The 23,017-nt window shown below is 62.3% G+C and carries 22 protein-coding genes; 9 read left to right on the forward strand and 13 right to left on the reverse strand.

Annotated elements, in window-relative coordinates:
• Positions 1-4: 4 nt before the first annotated feature.
• The 3 genes from AC5E6N_RS01770 to AC5E6N_RS01780 are packed head-to-tail and all read right to left on the reverse strand — an operon-like array spanning position 5 to position 3,010.
• The gene (locus AC5E6N_RS01770) at positions 5-1,426 is read right to left on the reverse strand and encodes a cryptochrome/photolyase family protein (RefSeq protein WP_491746189.1); all 1,422 of its coding nucleotides are present in this window, start codon (positions 1,424-1,426) and stop codon (positions 5-7) included.
• Between the two features lie 45 nt (positions 1,427-1,471).
• Positions 1,472-2,203 (reverse strand): SDR family NAD(P)-dependent oxidoreductase, encoded by a 732-nt coding sequence (locus AC5E6N_RS01775; protein WP_491746190.1) that lies wholly within the window; start codon positions 2,201-2,203, stop codon positions 1,472-1,474.
• Positions 2,204-2,251: 48 nt separating this feature from the next.
• Positions 2,252-3,010, reverse strand: a complete 759-nt coding sequence (locus AC5E6N_RS01780) for a DUF3750 domain-containing protein (RefSeq protein WP_491746191.1) — start codon at positions 3,008-3,010, stop codon at positions 2,252-2,254.
• A 121-nt stretch (positions 3,011-3,131) separates the two neighbouring features.
• Here AC5E6N_RS01780 and AC5E6N_RS01785 point away from each other — a divergent pair, with 121 nt between their 5' ends.
• The gene (locus AC5E6N_RS01785) at positions 3,132-3,899 is read left to right on the forward strand and encodes a DeoR/GlpR family DNA-binding transcription regulator (protein WP_491746192.1); all 768 of its coding nucleotides are present in this window, start codon (positions 3,132-3,134) and stop codon (positions 3,897-3,899) included.
• Positions 3,900-3,913: 14 nt separating this feature from the next.
• Here AC5E6N_RS01785 and AC5E6N_RS01790 read toward each other — a convergent pair whose 3' ends face one another.
• Positions 3,914-5,083 carry a zinc ABC transporter substrate-binding protein gene (locus tag AC5E6N_RS01790; RefSeq protein WP_491746193.1) on the reverse strand — a complete coding sequence of 390 codons (1,170 nt, stop codon included), beginning with the start codon at positions 5,081-5,083 and terminating at the stop codon, positions 3,914-3,916.
• 131 nt (positions 5,084-5,214) lie between these two features.
• On the opposite strand from AC5E6N_RS01790, the gene AC5E6N_RS01795 reads away from it, so the two are divergent.
• From AC5E6N_RS01795 to AC5E6N_RS01805, 3 genes are read left to right on the forward strand one after another with little or no spacing between them, the layout of a single operon-like run.
• Entirely contained in the window at positions 5,215-6,054 is an 840-nt protein-coding gene (locus AC5E6N_RS01795) for an ATP-binding cassette domain-containing protein (protein WP_491746194.1), read from the forward strand.
• On the forward strand, positions 6,044-6,874 hold the full coding sequence (locus tag AC5E6N_RS01800; protein ID WP_491746195.1) for a metal ABC transporter permease: 831 nt from the start codon (positions 6,044-6,046) through the stop codon (positions 6,872-6,874). Before AC5E6N_RS01795 ends, AC5E6N_RS01800 begins: the two co-directional genes overlap by 11 nt.
• Before the next feature lie 4 nt (positions 6,875-6,878).
• The gene (locus AC5E6N_RS01805) at positions 6,879-7,289 is read left to right on the forward strand and encodes a transcriptional repressor (RefSeq protein WP_491746196.1); all 411 of its coding nucleotides are present in this window, start codon (positions 6,879-6,881) and stop codon (positions 7,287-7,289) included.
• On the opposite strand, the gene cueR is transcribed toward AC5E6N_RS01805, so the two are convergent.
• The 9 genes from cueR to AC5E6N_RS01850 all read right to left on the reverse strand — a co-directional run bounded on the left by cueR (position 7,283) and on the right by AC5E6N_RS01850 (position 16,908).
• Positions 7,283-7,684, reverse strand: a complete 402-nt coding sequence (gene cueR / locus AC5E6N_RS01810; RefSeq protein ID WP_491746197.1) for a Cu(I)-responsive transcriptional regulator — start codon at positions 7,682-7,684, stop codon at positions 7,283-7,285. The genes AC5E6N_RS01805 and cueR overlap by 7 nt on opposite strands.
• A 21-nt stretch (positions 7,685-7,705) precedes the next feature.
• Positions 7,706-10,081: a heavy metal translocating P-type ATPase gene (locus AC5E6N_RS01815; RefSeq protein WP_491746198.1), complete on the reverse strand. Its 2,376-nt coding sequence runs from the start codon at positions 10,079-10,081 to the stop codon at positions 7,706-7,708.
• A gap of 116 nt (positions 10,082-10,197) precedes the next feature.
• Complete coding sequence (locus AC5E6N_RS01820) at positions 10,198-11,535, reverse strand: TRAP transporter large permease (RefSeq protein WP_491746199.1); 1,338 nt, start codon at positions 11,533-11,535, stop codon at positions 10,198-10,200.
• 14 nt (positions 11,536-11,549) lie between these two features.
• Complete coding sequence (locus tag AC5E6N_RS01825) at positions 11,550-12,044, reverse strand: TRAP transporter small permease (RefSeq protein WP_491746200.1); 495 nt, start codon at positions 12,042-12,044, stop codon at positions 11,550-11,552.
• A 62-nt stretch (positions 12,045-12,106) separates the two neighbouring features.
• Complete coding sequence (dctP, locus tag AC5E6N_RS01830; protein ID WP_491746201.1) at positions 12,107-13,165, reverse strand: TRAP transporter substrate-binding protein DctP; 1,059 nt, start codon at positions 13,163-13,165, stop codon at positions 12,107-12,109.
• A gap of 119 nt (positions 13,166-13,284) precedes the next feature.
• Entirely contained in the window at positions 13,285-14,262 is a 978-nt protein-coding gene (locus tag AC5E6N_RS01835) for an NAD(P)H-dependent flavin oxidoreductase (protein WP_491746202.1), read from the reverse strand.
• Entirely contained in the window at positions 14,259-15,434 is a 1,176-nt protein-coding gene (locus tag AC5E6N_RS01840) for a CaiB/BaiF CoA transferase family protein (protein WP_491746203.1), read from the reverse strand. Before AC5E6N_RS01840 ends, AC5E6N_RS01835 begins: the two co-directional genes overlap by 4 nt.
• Before the next feature lie 32 nt (positions 15,435-15,466).
• Complete coding sequence (locus AC5E6N_RS01845) at positions 15,467-15,916, reverse strand: MarR family winged helix-turn-helix transcriptional regulator (RefSeq protein WP_491746204.1); 450 nt, start codon at positions 15,914-15,916, stop codon at positions 15,467-15,469.
• Between the two features lie 89 nt (positions 15,917-16,005).
• Positions 16,006-16,908: an SDR family NAD(P)-dependent oxidoreductase gene (locus AC5E6N_RS01850; RefSeq protein WP_491746205.1), complete on the reverse strand. Its 903-nt coding sequence runs from the start codon at positions 16,906-16,908 to the stop codon at positions 16,006-16,008.
• Positions 16,909-17,025: 117 nt separating this feature from the next.
• On the opposite strand from AC5E6N_RS01850, the gene AC5E6N_RS01855 reads away from it, so the two are divergent.
• From AC5E6N_RS01855 to AC5E6N_RS01875, 5 genes are read left to right on the forward strand one after another with little or no spacing between them, the layout of a single operon-like run.
• On the forward strand, positions 17,026-18,180 hold the full coding sequence (locus AC5E6N_RS01855) for an acyl-CoA dehydrogenase family protein (protein WP_491746206.1): 1,155 nt from the start codon (positions 17,026-17,028) through the stop codon (positions 18,178-18,180).
• Positions 18,177-19,757 carry a long-chain-fatty-acid--CoA ligase gene (locus tag AC5E6N_RS01860; RefSeq protein ID WP_491746207.1) on the forward strand — a complete coding sequence of 527 codons (1,581 nt, stop codon included), beginning with the start codon at positions 18,177-18,179 and terminating at the stop codon, positions 19,755-19,757. The genes AC5E6N_RS01855 and AC5E6N_RS01860 overlap by 4 nt, the downstream gene beginning before the upstream one ends.
• Positions 19,750-20,547 carry an enoyl-CoA hydratase/isomerase family protein gene (locus AC5E6N_RS01865; protein ID WP_491746208.1) on the forward strand — a complete coding sequence of 266 codons (798 nt, stop codon included), beginning with the start codon at positions 19,750-19,752 and terminating at the stop codon, positions 20,545-20,547. The genes AC5E6N_RS01860 and AC5E6N_RS01865 overlap by 8 nt, the downstream gene beginning before the upstream one ends.
• A gap of 9 nt (positions 20,548-20,556) precedes the next feature.
• Positions 20,557-22,125 carry an AMP-binding protein gene (locus AC5E6N_RS01870; protein WP_491746209.1) on the forward strand — a complete coding sequence of 523 codons (1,569 nt, stop codon included), beginning with the start codon at positions 20,557-20,559 and terminating at the stop codon, positions 22,123-22,125.
• Between the two features lie 25 nt (positions 22,126-22,150).
• Positions 22,151-23,011: a MaoC/PaaZ C-terminal domain-containing protein gene (locus AC5E6N_RS01875; protein WP_491746210.1), complete on the forward strand. Its 861-nt coding sequence runs from the start codon at positions 22,151-22,153 to the stop codon at positions 23,009-23,011.
• Positions 23,012-23,017 lie beyond the last annotated feature (6 nt).

Consider the following 23,017-nt stretch of genomic DNA (forward strand, 5'->3'; position numbering starts at 1 on the left):
GCGGTCAGGAGGCGGCGGCTTTCATCTGCTGATAGGCCTCCAGCGCGCGCTCGCGCGAAGCCTTCAGGTCGACGAGCGGCAGCGGATAGTCCTGCCCGAGCCGGATACCCGCCTCGTCGAGGACCGGCTGCGGCGCATCCCAGGGGTTGAAGAGCCACCGGTCCGGCAGCTTGGCGAGTTCCGGGACGAAATGCCTTGTATAGGCGCCCTCGGGATCGAACCGCTGGCCCTGCGTCACCGGATTGAAAATACGGAAATAGGGTGCGGCATCGGCGCCACAGCCGGCAATCCACTGCCAGCCGGCGCTGTTGTTGGCAAGATCGGCATCGACAAGGCAATCATAGAACCAGCACTCGCCAGAGCGCCAGTCGAGCATCAGGTTCTTGACGAGGAACGAGCCGACGATCATGCGCACGCGGTTATGCACATACCCCGTCTGCCAGAGTTCGCGCATTCCGGCATCGACAATCGGAATCCCGGTCATGCCGCGCTGCCATGCGTGGAGAGCCGCGTCGTCGGCCTGCCAGGGAAAGGCGGAAAAGGCGGGTTGGAGATTTGTGTCCGGGAGACCGGGAAAATGATAAAGCAGGGAATGGGAAAACTCCCGCCAGCCCAGCTCGGAGCGGAAGTGGTCGAGATCGACACCGCCGCCGGCCCGTTCGGCCGCATACCAGACCGTGTTCGGCGAGATTTCCCCGAAATGCAGATGCGGCGAAAGACGTGAGACATTGCGGCGGGCGGGGAAATCCCGGCCCTCCTTGTAGCCGTCGAGACCCTCGCTCAAAAAGCCCTCAAGGCGCATATGCGCGCCCTTTTCGCCTATGTCCCAATGTTCGGCGAGCTTGTCGTGCCAGGCGATGGAAGGCAGCAGCTCCAACGCCTCCAGCGGCAGCGCCGGGGGATCTGCGAGCCTCTCAAACGGTTTCGGCGCATCGAGAGGACGACGCGGAGCCGGCGCCTGGAGGCAGCCCTTGCGGTAGAAGGGCGTAAAGACACGATAGGGCGTTCCGTCGCTTTTGAGCACCTCCCAAGGCTCCCACAACAGGGATGCGTTGTCGCTGTGCGCGTCAATCCCTCGCGCGGCGAGGGCCGATTTGATCGCCGTGTCCCTTTCCACCCGCCAGGGCTCGTAGCAGCGGTTCCAGTAGACGCCGGACGCGCCATGACGTTCGACAAGTTCGGCAAGCACGTCGCCCGCCCGGCCGCGATAAAGGTTGAGCCGCCCGTCCAGGGCTTCGTTCAGCCGCGCGAGGGATTCGTGAAGCCACCAGCGCGACGCGCCGCCCGGCCTGTGGTCTTTCGCCGTCTCGTCGTCAAGGATGAAGACGCACAGTACCCGGCCGGCCTCGACGGCGCGCAGCAATCCGGGATTGTCGGACAGCCTGAGGTCCTGGCGAAACCAGAATATGACGTTTTGGTCAGGCATTGCCGGCAAACTCCGATTGGCCGCCGCGTTTTGGATCGCGCGGCATCATGTCGGCACTCTCTCGCCGTCCCAGGCAAAACAGCCGCCGCTGTCGCCCGGCTGAAGACCGTCCAGCACATCGAGCAGCTTTTCCGCGGCAAAATCGGGCGTGAAGAGCTTACCCGGTTTGACGCCCGACTGGAACGGCCTGGAGAGCGGGCTGTCAACGGTGCCGGGGTGCAGTCCGACGACGACTATCTGCGCGTTCCTGCGCGCCAGCTCGATGCTTGCGGTTTTCAGCAGCATGTTGAGCGCCGCCTTGGACGCGCGGTAGCCATACCAGCCGCCGAGCCGGTTTTCGGAGATGCTGCCGACCCTCGCCGACAGGGCGGCAAAGACGGCGCGCCTGTCCCGCCTCAGGAGAGGACCGACATGTTTGAGGAGCAGGGCGGGGATGACGGCATTCTCGAAATAGAGCTGTTCGAGTGCTGAAGCGGATATGTCGCGGAGCGCCTTTTCAGGCCGGATCGCGGCGGCGTGAAGCCGCCCGGTGGCCACGATCGCCATATCCAGACTTCCGCGCCGCGCGATTGCAGCCGCAACATCGTCAAGCGAACGCTCGTCGCGATAATCGGTGCTATGAGCTATAAGCCGGCGGTCTTCATGCGCCGGGGCGGAGCGCGCGACGGCATGCAGACAAATCTGCGGATGGCGGGCAAGCAATGCGCGCACAAATGCCGATCCGATTGCACCGGAAGCTCCAAAAACGGCAATATGCGGCCCGCTGTTCTCCGGCATCCAATCTCCCGGCTTCGGCGACGTCAAATAGGCCAGGCGGCCGGACGATCAAGAGCTGAGCCCGAGCCGGTGCGGCCGCGCAACGCCCAGCCGGCCGATACCGGGCAGTTTCACGGCAGGCCGCAGGAGATCGATGCCGAGCGTCTGGCCGAGCACATGCAGCTCGATCCCCTCGACGCGCCCGAACCCGATGCCGCCATATCCGGCAATGGAAATCTGCCAGCCGGTGTTGGACGGCATTTCCATCACCGTCAGCCAGCCGGGCGCATAGTCCTTGCCGATCGCCAGCGACGGCAGGGAAATGGCCAGTTCCGGCACCTGCCGCGCGATCGCCGCGATGAAACTGTTGGAATTGGGACCCGGCCACAGCGTGTAGGCACCGTTGCCGCCATAGGGATAGTCGGCAATGGCCGCTTCAATTTGCGGGATCATACGCGCGGCCGCTTCGCCGCGTGCCTCGAACAGAAGCTGCGGCGTGTTTCCGACCCAACGCCCGTCCGGCGGCCCCATGCTCCTGCGCAGTGCCCTGCCCCAGCCGATAACGTCGTAGCGGCTGTAGTCGGAGGCGCCCTCCTCCTTTGTGGCCAGCCATGTGTGCACGCCGAAAATACCGCGCCAACGATAGGCGCGGGCAGCGTAGACCTGAACCACGGCCGCCTTTTCCTGCGCGGGTTCGGGCGCAAGTCCGGACCCTGACCAGTCCGCGCTGCGCCAGTGCGGCTGCGGTCCGCTGAAAGCATAGATCGCCATCTGCGCGCATAGCGGCGCGACGAAGAGAAGCACGAGCACAAGAAAAGCGTATTTCATGCTCAGAAGGTTAGAAAACGCGATTGCGGCATGCAACCCGCGCGTTGATGTGGAGCATCAATCGGCGGGGTTTGATCTTTTGCGGGAATCCGACTTAATAGTGGCGACAGGGAGGGAGGTTATGGTGCAGGTTTTGCTGCCGAGGCAGATCGACATTCTCGAGATCGCGCGACGCGACGGTCGCGTCGAGGTCGACAGTCTCGCGGCGCATTTCAAGGTAACGCCGCAAACCATCCGCAAGGACCTGAACGAGCTGTGCGATCTGGAAAAGCTGCAGCGCGTTCATGGCGGCGCCGTCTTTCCGTCGAATACGGTCAACCTTGCCTATCAGGCCCGAAGGGACATGGCATCGGACGGCAAGGCGCGCATCGCTGCCGCCGTGGCCGACATCGTTCCCAACAATTCGTCGGTTATCCTCAATATCGGCACGACAACGGAACAGGTGGCGCACGCGCTTCGGCGCCATACCGGCCTCATGGCGATCACCAACAATCTCAACGTCGCCCTCATTCTTTCAGAAGCCGAGGATGTTGAAGTCGTCATAACCGGCGGCATGGTCCGAAAGAGCGACCGCGGCATTATCGGCGCGGCCGCGGTCGACCTGATCAGGCAGTTCAAGGTGGATTTTGCCATCATCGGCGCTTCCGCCATCGATTCCGGCGGCGAGCTTCTCGACTTCGACTATCGCGAGGTGCGCGTTGCCCAGGCGATCATCGAGCAATCGCGCCGCAAGATCCTCGTCGCCGACCACATGAAATTCCAGCGCCGGGCGCCGGTGCAGATCGGACAGCTGGCCGATATCGACTATTTCATCACCGATGCGGCGCCGCCGAAATCCATCATGCAGATATGCCGGGAGGCGAATGTCGAACTGATCGTGGCAAGCTGACCGGCAGCGACCGCTCAGCTGCCTTCCGAAAGACAGTCGCGCATGGATGTCGCGATATTGCGCAGCAGCGTTCCGTAGAGCTCCGGACCGTCGTCCAGAGTAGCTCCGAGCGGGTCCAGCACGCCCGAAGCCGCGCCCGTTCCCTCGGTCACCGTTGTAACCAGCCTGGGCTCGAATTGCGGCTCGGAAAAGACGCAGGTCGTTCCAAGCTCACCAATTTTTGCCTGGATTTCGCGAATCCGTTCGGCTCCCGGCATGACCTCCGGCGAAACCGTTATGGAACCGGTGGCGCCAACGCCGAAGCGGTTCTCGAAGTAGCGGTAGGCGTCGTGGAAAACGATATAGCCCTTGCCCTGGACCGGCTCCAGTATACCGGCGATTTCGACGGTGAGGTCATCCAGCTTTGCCTTCAGCATGTCGGCATTGTCGCTGTATTTTGCCGCGTTGCCGGGATCGGCCTCGGCCAGCGCCGCCTCGATTTCGCCCACGAGAATTTTCGCATTGGACGGATCAAGCCAGATATGCATATCGAATGAACCGTGCGCGTGATCGTGATGTCCGGCCTCCTCGCCATGTTCGGCATGGGCATGGTCATCACCGTGATCATCGTGATGGTCTTCCGCCTTCGCGTGATCATGGTCGTGATCGTGATGATCGCCTGCTTTCGCATGATCGTGGTCGTGATCATGATCGTCATGCGCCTTTTCGGCATGGGCGTGCTTGTCATGGTCATGATCGTGATGGCCGTCGGCCTCGGCATGATCGTGGTCATGGTCGCCATGCGCCTCTTCGGCATGGCCGTGATCGCCATGGTCATGCCCCTCGAAAGCCCCGCCTTCGCGGAAACCCAGCTTCAGCAGGCCGGGCGTGTCGGCGAGCTTCACCGACTTCGCGCCGGCGGCTATGGTTTCAACGGGTTTTTCGAGAAACGCCTCGATTCCCGGCCCGACCCAGAAAACAAGGTCCGCCTGCTCAAGACTGGCCGCCTGCGACGGTTTGAGCGCATAGGTGTGCGGAGAGGCCGCGCCTTCCACGATAAGTTCCGGCGTGGCGACACCCTGCATGACGGCCGCAACCAGTGAATGGACCGGCTTGATCGAAACAACCACGTTGGGCTCGGCCTGAGCAGCCGCAACGACACCACCAAGCATCGAGGCGGAAAGCAAAATCGTCTTCAAACGCATGTCGGAAAGGTCCCTTTGAACAGCCATGCCCCGCGGGCATGTTACATGATTACACAATTGCGTAATGATATAACGTGTGCGATAAGCGACCGCAATACCCGAACAGACATTTCGCGGAGCGCAAACCCGCTGTGCTTGAAAACGCCACCCCTTTGATTTCCCTTGATTCCGCCGGGCTTTTCCGCGATGGCCGGTGGCTGGTGCGCGGCGTGGATCTTGAGTTGCGGCCAGGCGAGATCGTCACGCTGATCGGGCCCAACGGATCGGGCAAATCGACAACGGCAAAGATGGCGCTCGGGATCCTGACACCGTCTGAGGGAACGGCCCGCCGCCGGGACAGGCTTGTGGTCGGTTATGTTCCGCAACGGGTGTCCATTGACTGGACCCTGCCGCTTTCGGTCGAACGCTTCATGCGCCTCACAGGCAGGCTCGCACGACGGGAGGCGGACGATGCGATGGCTGCGACGGGTGTTGAACACCTGAGGCATGCCGAGGTGCGGACATTGTCGGGCGGCGAGTTTCAGCGCGTCATGCTGGCGCGCGCCATCGCGCGCAAACCGGACCTTCTGGTTCTCGACGAGCCGGTGCAGGGCGTCGATTTCACCGGAGAGATCGCGCTCTATGAACTCATCGGGCAAATCCGCGACAAGATCGGCTGCGGTGTTCTTTTGATATCCCATGACCTTCACGTGGTGATGGCGGCGACGGACCGGGTGATCTGCCTCAACGGGCATGTCTGCTGTTCGGGAACACCGACGGTCGTCGCCTCGAGCGAAGCCTACCGGACCCTGTTCGGCGGGCGGGCGGCACCGGCGCTGGCCGTCTACGAACACAGCCACGACCACACGCATCTGCCGGACGGACGGGTGCAGCACGCGGACGGTACGATCACAGACCACTGCTATCCGGACGACGGTCATCACCATGACGGCGCGGCGAAGCGCGAAAAGGAACACGGCAGTGCTGGATGATTTCTTCTCCCGCGCCCTGATTGCCGGCGTCGGCGTGGCGCTGGTCGCAGGCCCGCTCGGCTGTTTCATCGTGTGGCGGCGGCTCGCCTATTTCGGCGATACGCTGTCGCATGCCGCACTGCTCGGCGTCGCCCTAGCGTTCCTGCTGGAAGTCAACATTACGCTCACCGTGTTCGCGGTTTCCGCTCTCATATCCGTGGCGCTGCTGTTTTTGCAGAAACGCGCCACCCTTTCGGCCGACTCCCTGCTTGGGCTGCTCGCTCACTCGGCGCTGGCGCTTGGCCTTGTGGCCCTCGCCTTCATGAGTTGGGTACGCATGGACCTGATGGGGTTCCTGTTCGGCGATATCCTCGCGGTCTCGCGCGGCGACATCGCCGTCATCTACATCGGCGGCGCCGCGGTGCTCGGCGTGCTCGCGTTGATCTGGCGACCGCTGTTCGCGGCAACGGTCAACCAGGAGATCGCCGATGCGGAGGGCACGCGGCCGGAGCGCGCGAATTTCGTTTTCATGCTGCTGATGGCCGCCGTCATCGCCATCTCGATGAAGATCGTCGGGGTGCTGCTGATCACGGCGATGCTGATTATCCCGGCCGCCGCGGCCAGGCGCTTTTCAACCGGTCCCGAGCAGATGGCGGTGCTTGCCGCGGCCATCGGCGCGGCCTGCGTCATCGCGGGCCTCTTCGGCTCGCTTGAGTGGGACACGCCGTCCGGCCCGAGCATCGTGGTGGCGGCACTTGTTTTCTTCGTGGTCAGCGTTTCGCCGATCGCAGGGTTATGCCTGCGGCTGATACGCAACACGCCCGTTTCCAATAGGGGTTGAAGCCATGGACCGTCATCGACATGACCATCCGGACCTGACCAAGAACCAGTCGCTCGTCATGGGCGCACTCTCCGGGTCGAAAGTGCCGATGAGCGCCTATACGATCCTCGACGAATTGCGCGACAGCGGCTTCAAGGCCCCGCTCCAGGTCTACCGCGCCCTCGACAAGCTGGTGGAATTCGGAATGGTGCACCGGCTGGAGAGCCTCAACGCCTTTGTCGCCTGCAGCCATCCCGATTGCGAAAGCCACGAGACCATCGCCTTTACGATCTGCGAGTCCTGCGGCCGGGTCGGAGAGCTTTCCGACACCAGCCTCGCGAACCGGCTCGACAAAATCGCCGGCAAGGCGAAGTTCGTCCTGAAACGGTCGGTCATCGAATTAAGCGGTTTTTGCAGCGCCTGCGCCGATCACTGAACCGGATCGTGCATGCCGGCCAGATCGTCGATGATCGGGCAGTCCGGCTTGTCATCGCCATGGCACTTGTCGGCAAGCGCAGCCAGTGTCCGGCGCAGGGAACCCAATTCGGTCATTTTACGGTCGATCTCCTCGATTTTCGACATTGCCAGGGCCTTCACATCGGCGCTTGCCCGGTTGCTGTCCCGATAGAGCGAAAGCAGCGAACGGCACTCATCGATGGAAAATCCGAGGCTTCTGGCGCGCTGAACGAAACGCAGCCGATGCACATCGTTTTCCGAGTAATTGCGATAACCGTTAGCGCTGCGCTCCGGCGTGACCAACTCGATATCCTCGTAATAGCGGATGGTCTTGGCCGGCAGATTGGATTGCAGCGCCGCCTCACCGATATTCATGGTCTTCTCCTGTTCGGGCGCTTAGAGCGCGTCGTGACCCAGCCGGACGCGGCGCAGCCTGAGCGCATTGCCGATCACCGATACCGATGACAGGCTCATCGCGGCGGCGGCAATCATGGGCGACAGCAGCATACCGGTCAGCGGATAAAGGATCCCGGCTGCGATCGGCACTCCGGCCGTATTATACACGAATGCGAAGAACAGGTTCTGCCGGATATTGCGCATCGTCGCGAGCGCGAGCCGGCGGGCCCGGACGATGCCGGTCAGATCCCCCTTGAGCAGCGTGATGCCGGCGCTCTCCATCGCAACATCGGCGCCGGTGCCCATGGCGATGCCGACATCGGCCGCCGCGAGCGCGGGGGCGTCGTTGACCCCATCACCGGCCATGGCGACCCGGTGACCTTCCGCTTTCAGCGCCTCGACAAGCGCTCCCTTGTCCTGCGGCAGCACGCCCGCCCTTATCTCATCAATGCCGAGCCGGTCGGCCACGGCCTTTGCCGTGCGTTCATTGTCTCCGGTGGCCATGATGATCTTGAGACCCGCGCGGTGCAGCTCTTCGATGGCGCCGGCCGTCGTCTCCTTGATCGGGTCGGCAACGGCGATCAGCCCGGCCAGCGCACCGTCAACCGCGACATACATTGCGGTTTTCGCCTCAGTGCCGAACCGGTCCGCCCGTTCATTCGCGGCGGCTGTGTCGATGCCTTCGGCGGCCATCATGGCCTGATTGCCGAGCGCAACGGTCTTTCCGGAAACAACGCCCCTGACGCCCTTGCCGGTGACGGCCTCGAAACCCGCCGCATCCGGAAGGTCGGCGCCGCGCGCACGGGCACCGTCGACAATCGCTTCGGCGAGCGGGTGTTCGGAGCCTCTTTCAAGCGCCGCCGCCAAGGACAGAACCCGCGCCGCCTCGTGATCGCCGAATGCAACGACATCGGAAAGGGCCGGACGCCCCTCGGTCAGCGTTCCGGTCTTGTCCACGACCAGCACATCGACGGCCGCCATGCGCTCGAGCGCTTCAGCCTGCCTGATAAGCACCCCGGTCTGTGCTCCGCGCCCCGTCGCCGTCATGATCGACATCGGCGTCGCAAGTCCAAGGGCGCACGGGCAGGCAATGATCAGAACCGAAACCGCGGCGACAATCGCATAGGTGAAGGCCGGACTTGGACCGAAGAGCAGCCAGGCGAAGAACGCGATCACCGCCACCGCCACGACGGTCGGCACAAAATAGGAGGCAACCGTGTCGGCCAGTCCCTGGATCGGCGCGCGCGAACGCTGCGCGGATGCGACCATCGCAACAATCTGCGACAGGACCGTTTCGTCTCCGACGCGGCTCGCCTCGATGATCAGGGTGCCGTTGCGGTTGATGGTCCCGCCGGTGAGGGCATCGCCCGCCACTTTTCCGACCGGCAGCGGCTCGCCGGTCAACATGCTTTCATCGACCGCGCTCTGACCGTCCACCACCACGGCATCGACCGGAACCGCCTCGCCGGGACGAACGCGCAGGCGGTCGCCCTCGATGATGTTTTCGAGCGGCGCGTCATATTCGTCGCCATCGGGCGTTATGCGCCGGGCGGTTTTCGGCGCGAGATCGAGCAGCGCCCTGATCGCGTCCCCGGTGCGCTCGCGGGCGCGCAGCTCGAGCACCTGGCCGACAAAGATGAGCGCAACAATGACGACCGCTGCCTCGAAATAGACCGGCACATGCCCCGCCTCCGTCCTGATCCCGGCGGGAAACAGGCCGGGCAGGACGGTTGCGATCACGCTGTAGAGATAGGCGGCGCCAACGCCGATCATGATCAGCGTCCACATGTTCAGGTTCCTGGTTTTTACCGATGTCCAGCCGCGATGGAAAAAGGGCGCGGCCGCCCACAGCACCACGGGCGTTGCCAGCGCAAATTCCAGCCAGAGCGCGACGCTCTCACCCAGCCAGTTGCGCACCGGCAAGCCGACCATCGGCCCCATGGTCAGGACCAGCAGCGGTATTGCTGCCGCAACGGCAACCCAGAGCCGCCGGGAGAAATCGATCAATTCGTGATTGGGCTCATCCGAAACACCGTCCATCGGCTCCAGGGCCATGCCGCAGATCGGGCAGGTTCCGGGACCGTCCTGAACGATCTCAGGGTCCATCGGACAGGTGTAACGCGTGTCGGCGGCGGCCGGCTGCTTTTTCCTGCCGTTGTTGCCGGACAGGTAGAAATAGGGATCGGCCTCGAAGCGGTCATGGCATTTCCGGTTGCAGAAATGATAGTCCTTTCCGCGATAGGAAAGCGCCGGTTTGCCGGCCGCCGGATCGACGGACATGCCGCAGACCGGGTCCTTCCCGGCTCCGCCGTGCGCTTCGGCCTTGTGGCCGCCGCAGGATTTGTCAGTCATGGACTGCGGATTATGCTGTTCCATTGAAATATTCCGCCCGATTCCTAGTCAGCAGCGGATATAAGCCTTCCAGTTACTGGAAGGTCAATGGTATTTACGGGCCATATTGCCGCGTCACCGATGCGCGGCAGGATGCCGGTTTACATCGACATCGGGACAATCAGCGAGATGATCGGGAACAGGACCAGCAGGATCAGGACAACGATATCGCTGATCAAGAACCGCCAGATTCCGGCAAAAATCCTGCCGATCTGAACCTTGCCTTCAATGGCCGCCGCCAGAACGAAGACGTTCAGGCCGACCGGCGGAGTGATCAGGCCGATCTCAAGCAGCTTGACGATGATCACACCGAACCAGATCAGGTTGTAGCCGTAGCTTTCCACCATGGGGATCATCAGCGGCAGCGTCAGTATCATGATACCGACCGGGTCGAGGAACATGCCGAGCACAAGGTAGATCACGCAGACCATCAGGATGAACTGCCATCCCTCGATATTGGCAGCCTCCAGACCGGTCAGCATGCTGTTGGACAACCCGGTCAGCGCGATGAGAGTGACAAAAATCTTCGCGCATGCCGCAATGAAGAAAATAGCGGCGGTTGTCACAGTCACGTCACGGATGAGGGGAACGATCTGGTTGAATTTGATACTGCCGCGCCAGAGGCCCAGTACCACAGCAAAGAACAGCGAGATCGCCGCCGCTTCGGTTGCCGTGAAAATTCCCCCGTAAATGCCGCCAATGACGATGAGGAACAGAACAAATGCCGGCCACACACCCCACATGACGTTCAGCCGGTCCTGACGCGTGAAACTGTCCGTTGAAGCCGGAGCGATTTCCGGTGACCTTTTCACCCAGATCCAGACAACAAGCGCATAGCCGATCAGGGACAGGAGCCCAGGCAGGAAGCCCGCCAGAAAGAGTTGCCCGATGGAGGTTTCGGTAAAAATTCCATAGACGATGAACAGAATGGACGGCGGGATGAGAGAGCCCAGCGTTCCGCCCGCCGCGACACTTGCCGTCGCGAGTCGTTCGTCATACTTCATTTTCAGCATTTCAGGCGTGCAGATTTTCCCCATTGTCGAGGCACACGCCAGGGAAGACCCTGAAATTGCGGAAAACCCTCCGCAGCCGGCGATCGATGCAATCGCAATGCCGCCAGGCAGTCTCACCAGCCACACTCTTGCGGCTTCGTATATGCCGGTCGTGATCCCGGTCACGGATGCGATGTGCCCCAGCGCTATGAAAAGCGGGATCATCGACAGGTTGTAGGAGTGGATCAGCTCGAAACTGCTCGAAAACGCGATGGACAGCGTTCGGAAAAAGGCGCGTTCCGGCATGAACGTACCGGTACGCATGGCGAAGACCAGAAAGAGCGCGGACACTGCCACACCGCCAATTGCGAAGGCAATGGGCACACGAATAGCCAGGAGAAATATGACCGCAAAGCAGGCGAGGTAGCCGATCAGCGTGACATCCATTGCCTCTCCTCCCGCTACAGCGTCGCCGGCGCGTCCTGGCCGCGAATGGCGGCGCGCAGATCGATCCAGAAAATCTGCAGCAACCGCAGCCCCACGAAGACGAACGCCAGGAAATATGCAGCGCGCGAAGGCCATTTCGGGATCAAAAAGTCACCGCCGTAATGCGAGGCCTCGGAGAAGGTTTTGGCAAGCTGAACCCAGGAAGCGGCAATCAGGGTTCCGACGATCACCAGGCCGACAAACGCAGCCAGCACGGCAACCCACCTGTTCAATCCGGCGGGAAAATGATTGGCAATGACTTCGATTGAGATATGCGCGCGTCTCGCCGTTGCCGTACTCAACGGAAACAAAATGGCCGGGACCATCAGTTCGCGCACCAAGATGATGCTGTCGGGCACGCCGGACCCGACGAGTTCGCGGCCAACGACCGACAAGACGATCAGCAGGCACAGGGCAATGATTGCCGCTGCTCCGAGCGTGTCGAGCACATACTCAATGCGTTTGATCATGGTCACAGATCCCAGGGAATACCCGGCCGCATGTTCTTCCATGCGGCCGATCCGTCATTTGCTTAGTTGCGCTCCCAGGGCAATCCGTCGGTTTCGGCGATGGTCTTCCACTTTGCCTGCAAGCCGAGAAATTCATCAAGGGTCGCCTGACCGTCAAGTCCGGTCGCTTCAGCGTCCGCCAGCCACTTGTTCGTGACCGTTTTGCCGGCCTCGCGCAAAATGTCATAGTCCGCTTCGCTGAACGCATTGATGACGATTGGTTTTTCCCGGGTCGTCATCTTTTCCATGGCATCTTTGTCCGCGACCGCGAGCGCTTCGCCATAGTAATCGGCCATATGCTCGCCCGTTTCGAGAATGGCGGCCTGCTGCTCTTCGCCGAGGCTTTCAAACGAGTCCTTGTTCATCACGGTGATCACGACCGTCACAGCGGCAAAATCCATGGGTGTGACCGCAGCCAGAAGCTCGTCCAGCTTGGTTGCCACCGCAAAGTACGAATAGGTGACGGTACAATCGATCAGCCCCGTCTCCATCGCCTGATAGACTTCGTAGACCGGCATGCGCACCATGTTGCCGCCCAGATCCCCGAACAGGCCGCTCATCCCGCCCGTGTCGCTCATCTTGACGCCGTCGGCGTCTTCCACACTGGCGATACCCTCTCCCTGGCAACCCACCAGCGCGGGAGGCAGGGCATAGTGGTTTATGTAGACAATATTCTTGTCCGCCAGGCGCTGTTTGATCGTTTCATTTGTCGTGAAAAGCTCATGCAGGGCCTTCATCATGACCCAGGGACCCGCTTGTGGCATGACAAGTGCGCCGATATTGAGCTCCGGAAGTTCGGATTGGGCATAGGCGCCGACGACAACACCCATATCCGCAACGCCGGTTCCAAGGGACTCGAGCGCCGCGGTCGTCTTGAACAGGGCACCGCCCCAGTTGTTCTGGATCGTGACCGCGTTTCCTGTCCGCTCGGCGATCTGGTCGGACAGATAGTTCACCGCCTTCGAGCGGACGCCCCGGTTGGGGCCGGGATCATTGGCGATCAAGACCGTTTCGGCTGAAACCGCGAAGCTCATCACAGAGATGGATGCGGCCAACACCGCCGTTTTCAGAATGCGTTTCATATTGGCTCCTCCCAAAGCGATGCGTCTTTTGGATGATCACATCTGACGCCATATTAAATAGCTTGATAATAATTATCAAGCAATCTATTTGCCCGATCGTGGCGTCCCTGTTGGTGGCGTCAGCAGGTTTCCAGCGTTCTATCGAGCCGGACCCGGGCCGCATCAAACTCACACTTGAGCCGGTCAACCAGTTCTTCGGTTGAAACCACGCTGTCGACGGCGCCGATGCCCTGGCCCGAACCCCAGATTTCTTTCCAGCGTTTCGGCTTCTTGCGGTCCTCGGCAAAATTCATCTTGGACGGGTCCGAGAATTCAAGGTCTTCCGGGTCCATTCCGGCGGCCTTGATCGACGGTTTGAGGTAGTTGCCGTGCACCCCGGTGAAGAGGTTGGTGTAAACGATGTCCTCGGCGCCATGCTCGGTGATCATGCGCTTGTAATTTTCGACGGCATGGGCCTCTTTTGTGGCGATGAAGGCCGTGCCGGCATAACCGCCATCGGCGCCCATGGCGAGGGCCGCCAGGATCGAATCGCCCTTGGCGATGGCGCCCGACAGGTACAAGGGGCCGTCAAACCAGCTTCTGATTTCCTGGATGAGCGCCAGCGGCGAGAGCGCGCCGGCATGTCCGCCCGCGCCGGCAGCGACGGCCACAAGGCCGTCGGCACCTTTTTCGATGGCTTTTCTGGCGAAGCGGTTGTTGATTACATCGTGCAGGACGATGCCGCCGCCGGAATGGGCGGCGTCATAAACCTCGGGCCGCGCGCCGAGCGACGTGATCCAGACGGGAACTTCGTGCCGGGCGCAGATCTCCACATCGCTGTCAAGCCGCGCGTTCGAGCGGTGGACGATCTGGTTCACCGCGAAGGGCGCGGCGGGCCGGTCGGGGTTGGCCTGATTGTGCCGGTCGAGTTCCTCCTTGATCCGGGTAAGCCATTCATCAAGGCTCTGGCCGTCCTTCTCGCGCGCATTGAGCGCCGGAAAACAGCCGACGATGCCGGCTTTGCACTGCGCGATCACCAGTTCGGGTCTGGAGATAATGAAAAGCGGAGCGCCAATCAGCGGCAGACGCAGATCCTGTAGGACTTTCGGAAGGGTCACTGAGCGGTTTCCTTGATTTTTGCCTGGGAGACGGCCCCTTGGGCAATGAGGGTGGCGATATCGGTATCGGTGAAGCCGGCTTCGGCCAGAACGGCCCGGGTGTCGGCGCCGGGGTCGCGCGGCAATCGCGGCGGCGCTGTGCCGGCGCGTGAAAATCGCGGCGCCGGCGCCGGTTGCGCCACGTCTTGCTCGACAAAAGCGCTTCGTGCGGCCAGGTGCGGGTCGTCGCGCGCCTCGGCAGGGCTCAGCACCGGAGCGAAGCAGGCGTCGGTGCCGGCGAGCAGCTCATTCCAGTGGTCACGCGGTTCACTCAGGAACGTCTCCTGCAGTTTTGCCCGCATTTTGGGCCAGGCGCTGCGGTCCTGCCGATCCCCGATCTCTTCGGGATCGAGGCCGAGCTTGTCCAGGAGGCATGCCCAGAACTGCGGTTCAAGCGCGCCGATGCTGATCCACTTGCCGTCGGCGCATTCATAGACCGCATACCAGGGCCTGCCGCCGTCGAGGGGATTTGCCGCGCGCTCGTCCCGCCACAAATCCATGGCGCGGCGCGAATGAATGAAGGTCATGAGAGAGTTGACGCCGTCACAGATCGCGGCGTCGACAATGTCTCCGTGACCGGTGCGTCGGGCCTGCAGAATCCCCGAAACCATGCCGAAGGCCAGATACATGCCGCCGCCGCCATAATCGCCGAGAAGGTTCATGGCGAATGCCGGCGGACGATCCGCCGCGCCGCTCGCCCAAAGCCCGCCCGTCAGCGAGATATAGTTGAGGTCGTGCCCGGCCGCCTGCGCCAGCGGGCCGTCTTGCCCCCAGCCGGTCATGCGCCCGTAGACAAGACGCGGATTTCTGGCATGGCAGGCCTCGGGGCCAAGTCCCAGGCGCTCCATCACGCCCGGGCGAAAGCCCTCGATCAACCCGTCCGCCGTTTCGACAAGCGCCAGGGCGGCTTCGACAGCCGCCGGTATCTTCAGGTTCATGGCAACCGACCGGCGGCCGCGCAAGGTGAAGTCGTGGGGATGGGTTTTGCCGGCATCCACGCGGTCGATCCGGATGATCTCGGCGCCCATGTCGGACAGCATCATTGCCGCAAACGGGCCGGGACCGATGCCGGCAAGCTCGATGACCCTGAGGCCGCTGAGCGGGCCTTTGCCGTGTTGAATGTCTTTGACCAAATGCCGGTGTCCGGCAAGACAACGTCGAAAGTTCAGCCGGATGCGAGCTTCTTTTTCAGATTGTCCCGCATGCGGCCGAGCACTTTCAGCGTGCTCGCCAGTTCCTCCTCTGTGATGCCCTCATTGGCAATGTCATCGACCTCGAAGACGATCCGCGTCATGATTTTCACGATTTGACGGCCGCGCGGCGTTGCGAAGACACGATTCGAGCGGCGGTCACCCTTGTCTGCCCGGCGCTCGGCAAACCCGTGGGCCTCGAGCCGGTCGATCAGTTTGGAAACGGTGACGGTTGCAACATCCATGCGGTCGGCGAGGTCGGACTGCCGCTGCCCGTCATTGTACCAAAGGTGCACAAGCACCCATCCCTGGCTCATCGTGATGTCGTAAGGCTTCAGCTTGGCGTCAAAGATGATCCCGCGAAACCGCGCTATTTCCTGGAATACCGGCTTCTGGTCGTCGGTTAGCGAAGATTGCTTTGCCATGCTGGATGAACCCGTTTCTGCGTCGGACGATTCAGAAAGATTTACGGAATCATCCGTCGGGATGGCAAGCTGGTGTCGCGGCCGGGCGCTCAAACCGGATCCCAGCTGAAGATGTCGCCGGCGCGGTCGAGGTCATAAAAATCCGCGCGCAAGGCCGGGATCGCATGGTCGCGAACGCTTTGCGGCGTCCAGCCTTCGCCGCGGTGGACGGACCGGACCGGCCGCGGCTGGCTCATCAGGAAGATCTCATTGTTGCGGATGCAGAAGATCTGGCCCGTCACATCACAATCGGGTGCCGCAAGCGCCACGCACAGCGGGGCGATCTTGGCCGGCGTCATCTCCTTGATGCGCTCGACGCGGGCTTTTTCCGCGTCGGTATCGGTGGGGATCGTTCCGATCAGACGCGACCAGGCAAATGGCGCGATGCAGTTCGAACGCACATTGAAGCGGGACATATCCAGAGCAATGGACTTGGAAAGGCCGACAATGCCCATCTTGGCCGCGGAGTAATTCGCCTGGCCGAAATTTCCGATCAGGCCGGATGTGGAGGTGAAGTTGATGAAACAGCCCGATGCCTGCGCACGGAACTGAGACGCGACGGCCTTGGCGACATTGAAACTGCCCTTCAGGTGAACATCGATCACCGCGTCCCACTGGACTTCGCTCATCTTGTGGAAGATCGCGTCGCGCAGGATACCGGCATTGTTCACCACCACATCGACGGCGCCGTACATATCCATCGCCTGTTCGTACATGCCCCTGACGTCGGCCGGGCTCGCCACATTTGCGAAATTCGCGATCGCCTCGCCGCCCGCGTCCCTGATCTCCGACACGACGTCCTCGGCCGGCACGGCGTCCGCGCCGTCGCCTTCGGCGCTGCCGCCGAGATCATTGACCATGACACGGCCGCCGTGCGCTGCCATCATCAGTGCGATGTCGCGCCCGATGCCGCGCCCGGCGCCGGTTACAATGACGACCTTGCCATCCAGCATGTGAAATCCCTCCAGAAGTCCTGGTTTCGAATTTTAATTAGCTTGATTACTATTTGCAAGCTAAATATAAAGATGTAAAGAGGCACAGGCACGCACGGCCCGAGGGAGGATGGCGGAATGTTCAAACGCACTGTTTTCAGCGAAGAGCATGAGATGTTCCGTCACCAGGTTCGCCGCTTTGTCGAAGCCGAGATCATGCCGCACCACGATCAATGGGAAAAAGACGGCCGCGTCAGCCGCCAGGCATGGCTCAAGGCGGGCGAGAACGGGCTTTTATGCGCCGCGATCCCCGAGGAGTACGGCGGCGCCGGCGCGGATTTCCTGTTTTCGATGGTGGTGATGGAAGAGCTGGCGCGGGCCGGAGCCATGGGGCCGGGCTTCAGTCTGCATTCCGATATCGTCGCGCCTTACCTTTTGAATTACGGACCCGAGGCGTTGAAGCGGGAATGGCTGCCGAAAATGGCGCGCGGCGAGGCGATCGGCGCGCTGGGCATGACGGAGCCGGGCGCCGGTTCCGACGTGCAGGGCATCAAGACGACCGCCATCCGCGACGGCGATGACTTCGTCATCAACGGCCAGAAGGTCTTCATCACCAATGGCGGCAATTGCGACCTGATCGTTCTGGCCTGCAAGACCGACCCGTCCGAGGGTGCGAAGGGCACCGCGCTGATTCTCGTTCCGGCCGGAACACCGGGTTTCCGCAAGGGCAACAAGCTGCTCGAGAAAATCGGCTGGAAGGCGCAGGACACCACCGAGCTGTTCTTTGACAATGTCCGCGTGCCGGCTGCAAACCTGCTCGGTCAGGATGGCCGCGGCTTCTACCAGATGATGGAGCAGCTGCCGCAGGAACGCCTGTTGCAATGTGTGCGCGCGGTTGCCAACCTTGAGGCGGCGCTTGAGTGGACGATCGAACATGTCACCGGGCGGCGCGCGTTCGGCAAGACGATCGCCGACTTCCAGAACACGCGTTTCAAACTGGCGGAGGCAAAGGCGGAGGCTGTCATGCTGCGCGTCTTCGTCGACAAATGCCTGGAGATGCATCTCGCCGGCGAACTCGATTCGGTGGACGCGGCGATGGGCAAGATGCTGACATCCGAGGCGCTGTGCCGCCGGCTGGACGACCTGCTGCAACTGCATGGAGGCTATGGATATATGTGGGAATATCCCATTGCCCGGGCCTGGGCCGATGCCCGGGTCGGCCGTATTGCGGGCGGCACCGGCGAAATCATGCGCGAAATTATCGGGCGTTCGATCCTGGGGGGCGGCCGATGATGCGCCTTCCGGACCTGGTACGCAAATACGCCTTTCACACGCCGGACAAGACGGCGACCTATTTCGAAGGGCGCTCCAACAGCTGGTCGCAATACTGCGCGCGCATGCACGGCATGGCCAAGGCGTTACTGGACCTCGGCGTCGGCCCCGGTGACCGCATCGCCTATCTGGGCATGAACTCGCACTGGCTTGTCGAGATGTATCTCGTGCCCAGCATGATCGGGGCGATCGGTGTCCCGGTGAACTACCGGCTGTCAGAGGACGAGATGGCCGAAACGATTGCGGATTGCACACCGCAGGTGCTGATCGTCGACCGGCATTTCCAGGAGCGCGCCGCCGCCTTGATGGAGCGTTGCGCGTCGCTGGGCACCCTCATCTTCGCCGACTGGGATCCCCCTGCCCCGGTTCTGCCGCCGGACACGCTGATCTATGACGATCTCGTTGCCAAGGCCGGACCCGTCGCTCTGGATGCGTTCGACGGCCTGGCGTCGGCGTCCGACGACACGATGACCCTTTTCTACACCTCCGGCACCACGGGTCAGCCGAAGGGCGTGATGCTGTCGCATGCCAATATGCTGGCGAACGCCACCGGAACCGGGCCGCTCTACCAGTACCGCTCCAGCGATGTGCTGTTGCTGTCCGGTCCGATGTTTCACCTGGCCACCGGAAGCCGCGTCTTCACATCGGTCGTTTACGGCACCACCAAGATCATTCAGGCGAAGTTCGAGGTCGAGGAAACCATGCGCCTGATTCAGGATCAGAAGGTCACCACAATGACCATGGTGCCCACCATGCTGCGCATGATCCTCGACCACCCGGCTTTTTCCAGGTTCGACTTCTCCTCGCTGCGCTGCCTGACCTATGGCGCGGCGCCCATGCCGACAGGCGTGATCAGCCAATGCCTGGAACAGATCCCCGGGGTCACCTTTTGCCAGGGCTACGGCATGACCGAGGCGGCGCCGAACCTGTGTGTCCTGCGGCCGGAAGATCATGAGCCCGTCGATGGCGTGATCCCCAAGCTCGCCTCGGTCGGCCGCCCGATCCATACAACCGATCTGAGGATCGTCGATGAAAACGACCGGCCGGTGAAACAGGGCGAAACCGGCGAACTGATCGTGCGCGGCCCGCAGGTCATGAACGGCTACTGGAACAAACCCGAAGAGACGGCCGAAGCGATGCGCGGCGGTTTCTATCACACCGGCGACGCGGGCTACCGGGACGAGGACGGATATGTCTATCTGGCGGGCCGCACCAGGGAAATGATCATCTCGGGCGGCGAGAACGTCTATCCGATCGAGACCGAAAACTGCCTGTCCAAACATCCCGATGTGGCTTCCGCGGCCGTCTTCGGATTGCCTGACGACAAGTGGGGAGAAAAGGTGGTCGCCGTCGTGGCGTTGCATGAAGGCGCGCAGGCGACCGTCGACGATCTGACCGCATACTGCCGTGAAAAAATCGCCGGGTACAAGGTGCCCAAGATGATCCGCATCTGGGACGGCCCCCTGCCGCTCAGCCACACCAACAAGATCGACAAGCAGAAAATCCGTAAAACGATGCCGGAGGCAAGCGATGAATGACGCGGTTCGCCTGACGCGCGAGGACGGGGTCGCGCTTTTGGAAATGGTGCGGCCCGAAACGCGAAACGCCTTCTCGGACGAGATCAAATCGGGCCTTGGCGACGCGATGGATGAACTGTCGCGGGACAAAGGCCTGCGCGCGCTCATATTCACCGGCTGCGAGGGCGTTTTCTGCGCCGGGGGCGATCTGAAAGCGATGCTGAGACGGCACCGGTCCGGCGAGAGGAACACGGCCGGGGATGTTCGCGGACGGATGCGGGAGTTGCACGCCTGGTTCAGGAAGCTGCGCGATTTGCCCGTGCCGGTGATCGTTGCCGTTGACGGTCCGGCCTTCGGCGCCGGTCTGGGTCTCGCCCTTTGCGGCGATATCGTGCTCGCCGCGGACCGCGCCCGGTTTTCCGCTTCCTTCGCGAAGGTCGGCGCCGTGCCGGACTGCAATCTGATGTGGTCGCTGCCGCGCGTCGTCGGCCAGCAGCGGGCGCGTGAAATGTTCTACACCGCGCGGACGCTCGGCGCGCGGGAAGCGCTGCGGCTCGGGCTGTGCATGGAGGTGATGCCCGCCCCAGAGCTGTTGCCACGTGCAAAGGAGATTGCCGGCATGATGTCCGAGGTCTCGCCCACGGCCTATGCGCTGACCAAGGAGATCACCGCCCGGGCGATGCAGACGGACAGCGACACGATCCTCGAAATGGAGGCGGACGCACAGGCCATCTGCCTGACCAGCGACTATCATTTCGACGCCATCGCCCGGTTTGCCGCCAAGACGGCGCCGGCGTTCAACTTCAAGTAAATGCCCGGCATGGATAAAGCTCAGATCTTCGAAAGCCCTCTTCCGCCACTCGATATCCCCGAGATGTCGGTGACCGAATGGGTGTTTGAGGGGCTGGCGCTGCGCAAGGACAGGCACGTCTTCACGGAGGTGAATTCCGGGCGTCAGATCACCGGCGAAGGAGCCATGCGGGAAATCCGTGCGCTTGCCGGCGGATTGGCGGCACTCGTCCTGAAAAAGGGCGAGGTCGTTGCCGTCATGGCGCCTAATTCCATCGACTATTTTGTGCTGTTCCACGCCGTGACTTTCGCCGGCGGGACGCTGACCATGATCAACCCGTCCTATACCGCAGCGGAACTGGCCTATCAGCTCAAACAGACCTCAGCACGGCTGCTTTTTGCCGATGGTCCGCTCACGGCAATGGCGCAAGAGGCGACGGAAGGCACAGAGGTCCGGCAGGTCGTCGTGATGGGTGCCGCCGCGCCCGGCGCTTTGACGATCTGCGATGTCGCCGGACCGCCGCTGCAGCAACAGGTTCCGGTCGACCTCTACGAAGATATCGCAGCCATCCCGTTTTCCTCCGGCACCACGGGACTGCCCAAAGGCGTGATGCTGACCCACCGCAACATTGTCGCCAACGCGGCCCAGTGGTGTCACGTGCGCGATATCGGACCCGGAGATGTCGCGCCGTCCTTCCTGCCGTTTTTCCATATCTTCGGACTGGTCTTGTGCCAGATGGTCTATCCGGGTTCCGGCGCGCATCTGCACCTGATGCAGCGGTTTGATCTCGAGACCTATCTGCAGGTCGCTCAGGACAGCGGCGCGCAGCGTCTGTGGGTGGTGCCGCCCATCGCAATCGCGCTTGCGAAGGATCCGATCGTCGATCGGTTCGATCTCTCGGCTCTGAAGGAAATCGGCTCCGGCGCCGCGCCGCTTTCGACGGAGATCGGCGATGCCATTCGCGCAAGGCTCGGCTGTGCTTTCTATCAAGGCTACGGCATGACCGAACTCAGCGGCGTCAGCCACTCACATGCGCGCAATGCCGGCAAGCCCGATACGCTGGGGACACCAGTTGCCAATACGGCCTGCAGGATTGTCGATCCCGACACGCAGGCGGATCTTGGACCGGATGAGCCGGGCGAGTTGTGGATCAAGGGCCCGTCGGTGATGAAGGGCTATCTGAACGACCCGGGCGCGACGGCGGAAACAATCACCGAAAGCGGCTGGCTGCGGACCGGCGATATCGGCGCGATCGACGCTGACGGGCATTTGCGGGTCGTTGACCGGCTCAAGGAGATGATCAAGGTCAAGGGCTTCCCCGTTGCCCCGGCCGAGGTGGAGGCGGCACTGATCGCCCATCCCGCGATCCTCGAAGCCGCCGTCTTCGGCATCGCCGATGACGAAAAGGGCGAAGTGCCGATGGCGCTGATTGTTCCGGCGGACGGCGCGGTGCTGGATCTGGCCGCCATTCAGGAATATCTCGGCGCGCGGCTTGCCCGCTACAAGATCGTCCAGGCGCTGGGGGTCGTCGACGCCATTCCGAAGGCTGCTTCCGGAAAAATCCTGCGGCGCGTTCTGCGGGAGCGGTATTCCACGTGATGAAAACAGAAAAGGTCCTTGCCCCATGATCGACAGGGATGCCCTGATGGCGCGCGAATTTCCGGCGGTTGAACACAGCTACACCGCAAAGGACTGCATGCTTTTCGCATTGGGTGTCGGGCTTGGGGCCGACCCGGTGGCCGACGCGGACCTCAAGGCCGTTTATGAGCGCGCCGACGGGTTCGCGCCGTTGCCGGCCATGGTGAACGTACTGGCCTATCCCGGCTTTTGGGCCATGGAGCCCGGCACCGGGCTCACCTGGCAGAAGATCCTGCATGGCGAGCAAAGCCTGACCGTGCACGCGCCCTTGCCGGCTGAAGGCACGGTTCTCGGCACAACACGCATCATCGACATCATCGACAAGGGCGCGGACAAGGGCGCGCTGATCTACTCGGAACGGACGATTTCGGATAAGGCGAGCGGAACCAGGCTCGCCACGGTCGCCGGCACCATCTTCGCGCGCGCCGACGGCGGTTTTGGCGGGCCCGGCGGACCGGTGAAGCCGGTGCATGCCCTGCCCGACCGTGCGCCGGACACCCATCACGATTTCAGGACCTTGCCGCGCAATGCGCTGATCTACCGGCTGAGCGGAGACGACAATCCGCTGCATGCCGACCCGAAGGTCGCCAAAGGCGCCGGTTTCGAGCGGCCGATCCTGCACGGCCTGTGCACCATGGCGGTGTCCTCCTGGTCCATCCCGATGGCCCTGCGCGAGGGCGATTTCACCGCGCTGACCCATATGCAGCAGCGCTTTTCCGCCCCCGTCTATCCGGGCGAGACGATCCGGACCGAGATCTGGGTGGACGGCGACGATGTGAGCTTTCGCGCCAGCGTTCTGGAGCGCGACGTCGTCGTGCTGAACAACGGTCTGGCGCGCCTGAGTTGAGGATCG

The organism is Hoeflea sp., from assembly GCF_984452065.1.